This window comes from Pseudomonas sp. sp1636, assembly GCF_030376615.1.
Classification (GTDB): Bacteria; Pseudomonadota; Gammaproteobacteria; order Pseudomonadales; family Pseudomonadaceae; genus Aquipseudomonas.
Map to the genome: position 1 here is coordinate 1 of NZ_JARRAB010000036.1, position 4,496 is coordinate 4,496.

Here is a 4,496-nt window from a genome sequence, read left to right on the forward strand (position 1 = left end):
AGAGCCGCAGACCTTGTTCAGGGTCAGCGCCGGCACCGCATGGGGCAGGCCGGCGAGGATCGCCGCCTGGCGCGCCGGGTTCTGCCCGGAGCCGGCGGTGAGCACCTGGCCGAGGATCACCTCGTCGACCTCGGCGCCGTTCAGGCCGGTTTGTTCCAGCAACTGACGGATCACCGCGGCGCCCAGCTCCGGGGCGGGGATGCCCGCCAGCGAACCCTGGAAGCTGCCGACGGCGGTGCGGGTGGCGGCGACGATGACGACTTCTTGCATGATGGGCTTCCTCAGAAAAGTGGGGGCGGTGAGTTGCAGCAAGGGCGCTATGGTTGCACAGGGGCTTGCTTTTGGGCCAGTGCGCGAACCAGGCGGTCAGGCGCAGACGCCATGGACAGCTGCCAGCGACAGGATCATCCGCCCGGCAGCTCCAGAGGGTTGCGGGCACGCGGCAGTACGCCGACCGAGGCGGCCGGCTCGCCGCGTTCCTGAGGCCGTACGCCCTACGCGTTAGCGGTTCAGGCGCTGCTCGATCAGGCTCTCCACCACGCTGGGGTCGGCCAGGGTCGAGGTGTCGCCGAGGGTGTCCAGTTCGTTGCAGGCGATCTTGCGCAGAATGCGCCGCATGATCTTGCCCGAGCGGGTTTTCGGCAGGCCGGGCGCCCACTGGATCAGCTCGGGCTTGGCGAAGCCGCCGATTTCCTGGCCGACCATGTCGAGCAGTTGTTTTTTCAGTTCCTCGCTGGGCTCCACGCCGTTCATCGGGGTGACGAAGGCGTAGATGCCCTGGCCCTTGATGTCGTGCGGGTAGCCAACCACCGCCGCCTCGGCGACCGCGTCGTGCAATACCAGGGCGCTTTCCACCTCGGCGGTGCCGATGCGATGGCCGGAGACGTTGATCACGTCGTCGACCCGGCCGGTGATCCAGTAATAGCCGTCCTCGTCGCGGCGCGCACCGTCGCCGCTGAAGTAGTAGCCGGGGTAGGCTTTGAAGTAGGTGTCGACCATGCGCTGGTGGTCGCCGTAGATGCTGCGGATCTGGCTCGGCCAGCTGGCCTTGATCGCCAGCACACCTGAGCCGGCGCCGTCGATCTCCTGGCCCTGCTCGTCGAGCAGCGCCGGTTGTACGCCGAAGAACGGCCGGGTCGCCGAGCCCGGCTTGAGGTCGGTGGCGCCGGGCAGCGGAGTGATCAGGATGGCGCCGGTCTCGGTCTGCCACCAGGTGTCGACGATCGGGCAGCGCTTATCGCCGACCACGTTGAAATACCATTCCCAGGCTTCCGGGTTGATCGGTTCGCCGACGCTGCCGAGCAGACGCAGGCTCGAACGCGAGGTTTTCTTCACCGGCTCTTCGCCTTCGCGCATCAGGGCGCGAATAGCGGTCGGCGCGGTATAGAAGATGTTCACCCGGTGCTTGTCGATCACCTGCCAGAAACGCGAGGCGTCGGGGTAATTGGGCACGCCTTCGAAGATCAGGCTGGTGGCGCCGTTGGCCAGCGGGCCGTAGACGATATAGCTGTGGCCGGTGACCCAGCCGACATCGGCGGTGCACCAGTAGATATCGCCTTCGTGGTAGTCGAATACGTACTTGTGGGTTATGGCGGCCATCAGCAGATAGCCGCCGGTGCTGTGCAGCACGCCCTTGGGTTTGCCGGTGCTGCCCGAGGTGTAGAGGATGAACAGCGGGTCTTCGGCGTCCATCGGCTCTGGCGGACAGTCGCTGGACGCCTCGCTCAGGGCTTGGTGGTACCAGATGTCGCGCCCCTCTACCCAGTCGATCTGGCCCTGGGTACGCTCGACCACCACCACCGTGGAGACGTCCGGGCAACTCTGCAGCGCCTTGTCGACGTTGGCCTTGAGCGCCACGTACTTGCCGCCGCGCACGCCCTCGTCGGCGGTGATCAGCGTGCGGCAATCGGCATCGAGGATGCGGTCGCGCAGAGCATCCGGGGAGAAGCCGCCGAACACCACCGAATGCACCGCGCCGATGCGCGTGCAGGCGAGCATGGCGTAGGTGGCTTCCGGGATCATCGGCATGTAGATGCACACCCGGTCGCCTTTTTTCACGCCACGGCTTTTCAGTACGTTGGCCAGGCGGCTGACGTGGTGGTGCAGCTTGTTGTAGGTGATGTGGGCGGATTCGCTGGGGTTGTCGCCTTCCCAGATCAGGGCGACCTGTTCACCGCGTTGCTGCAGATGCCGGTCGATGCAGTTGTAGCTGACGTTCAGTTGGCCGCCCTTGAACCAACTGGCCCGGCCCTTTTTCAAGTCGCCGCTGTAGACCTTGGCCCAGGGCTTCGACCAGTCGAGAAAGGCCTTGGCCTGCTCGGCCCAGAAGATTTCCGGCTGCTCGATGGATTGCCGATACAGGCGCTGGTAGTCGGCGTCGTTCAGGTGCGCGTGCTGCCGCACGGCCTCGGTGACGGGGTGACGAGTGATCTCGAACATGGCGGATCCTTATTTTTGTGTGGCCGCGGTGGGCATAAGGTTAGCATCCGCGCCAAGGTCGGGTTCAAGTGCGGGCGCATGGGGCGGGCTGCGCATCTCGCGCCGGCGGTCTGGCACAAGCGTAGCGGCAAAAAGCAACAACCCGGCCTGGGCCGGGTTGTGCGTGGCTGATGCTCAGCCGCGGTGGCGGCCGCGGAAGAATTCGATCAACCCCTGGGTCGAGGCGTCCTCGGCCGGGCTCTCCTCGCTGCCGAGCAGGCGGGAATAGACGCTCTTGCCCAGCTCCTTGCCCAGCTCCACGCCCCACTGGTCGAAGGCGTTGATGCCCCAGATGGCGCTCTGGGCGAACACCTTGTGCTCGTACATCGCCACCAGGGCGCCGAGCCGGCGCGGGCTGATGCGTTCGAGCACCAGGGTGTTGCTCGGCCGGTTGCCGGGGATCACCTTGTGTGGCGCCAGGCGCTGCACTTCGGCTTCGCTCAGACCTTGGGTGCGCAGTTCGCGCTCGGCTTCTTCGCGGGTCTTGCCGAGCATCAGCGCCTGGCTCTGCGACAGGCAGTTGGCGTACAGCCACTGGTGGTGGTCGGCGACCGGGTTGTAGCTGACCACCGGGACGATGAAGTCCGCCGGAATCAGTTGGGTGCCCTGGTGCAGCAGCTGGTGATAGGCATGCTGGCCGTTGCAGCCGACCCCGCCCCAGATCACCGGGCCGGTGGTGCAGGCTACCGCTTGGCCGTCCTGGCGCACGCGCTTGCCGTTGGACTCCATGTCCAGCTGCTGCAGGTGTTTGGTGATATTGCGCAGGTAATGGTCGTAGGGCAGGATCGCCTGGCTCTGCGCGCCCCAGAAGTTGCCGTACCAGATCCCCAGCAAGGCCAGCAGCACCGGCATGTTGCTTTCGAAGGGGGCGTTGAGGAAGTGCTGATCCATGCTGTAGGCGCCGGACAGCAGCTCCTTGAAGTTGGACATGCCGATCGACATGGCAATCGGCAGGCCGATGGCCGACCACAGCGAATAACGCCCGCCGACCCAGTCCCACATCGGGAACACGTTCTCGACATGGATGCCGAAGTCCACCGCCGCCTGGGTGTTGCTCGATACCGCGATAAAGTGCCGGTACAGCTCGCCCTCGGAGCCGCCCTGGGCCAAGTACCAGCGGCGCGCGGCCTGGGCGTTTTTCAGGGTTTCCAGGGTGCTGAAGGACTTCGACGAGACGATGAACAGGGTGGTTTCCGCGCGCAGCTTGGCGGCCAGTTCGTGGAACGAGCTGCCGTCGATATTGGCCAGATAGTGGCAGCGTACGCCGCGCTGGGCGAACGGCAGCAGCGCCTCGGACACCAGTTGCGGGCCGAGGAAGGAGCCGCCGATGCCGATGTTGACCACGTCGGTGATCGGCTTCTCGCTGTAGCCGCGCCACAGGCCGTCGTGCACCCGCCCGACCAGTTCGGTCATCTGGTGCAGCACGCGTTGCACCTCGGGCATCACGTCGACCCCGTTGACCAGTACCTTGTCGCCGATCGGCCGGCGCAGCGCGGTGTGCAGGGCCGGGCGTGCTTCCGAGGCATTGATCGGCTCACCGTCGAACTGCGCCCGAATAGCCTGTTCCAGCCCGCATTCCTTGGCCAGGCTGACCAACAGGTCGCGGGTTTCCAGGGTGATCAGGTTTTTCGAGTAATCGAGAAACAGGCCGCAACTGCTCAATGAGAGTCGGTCGAAACGCTGCGCGTCCATGCTGAACGCCTCGCGCATGCTGAAGTTCTGCAAACTGGCTCGGTGCGACTCAAGGGCCTTCCAGGTGGGCAGGGTGGTGACATCGAGGGGGTGCTGGTGGTACGCCATCTGAGGAGGCTTCCTTGTGCTTGAGCAAACGTTGGTGAGGCGACGCCGGGGCAACGAAAAGGCCATGTCCGAATTATGTGTTGCATGCGCGATCTCTTGTGGAGGGCCGCGCCTGTTCCTGACAGGCTAGCGGCATTTCCCCATGCGGGTCACGCGCCCCGCGGCGAATGCAGCCCGCAGGGCTGCCTGCCCATCGTTTCGCGGTATAGCCAAAGCTC

2 protein-coding genes and 1 pseudogene are annotated in these 4,496 nt (G+C 65.3%); all 3 read right to left on the minus strand.

Annotation, left to right across the window (positions count from 1 at the left end; all coding sequences use genetic code 11):
* A pseudogene (locus P8H27_RS20405) lies at nucleotides 1–270 on the minus strand (acetyl-CoA C-acetyltransferase); the annotation flags it as partial.
* 231 nt (nucleotides 271–501) lie between these two features.
* Complete coding sequence (gene acs, locus P8H27_RS20410; protein WP_289639576.1) at nucleotides 502–2,439, minus strand: acetate--CoA ligase; 1,938 nt, start codon at nucleotides 2,437–2,439, stop codon at nucleotides 502–504.
* 174 nt (nucleotides 2,440–2,613) lie between these two features.
* Entirely contained in the window at nucleotides 2,614–4,278 is a 1,665-nt protein-coding gene (pgi, locus tag P8H27_RS20415; protein WP_289639577.1) for a glucose-6-phosphate isomerase, read from the minus strand.
* Between the last annotated feature and the right edge of the window lie 218 nt (nucleotides 4,279–4,496).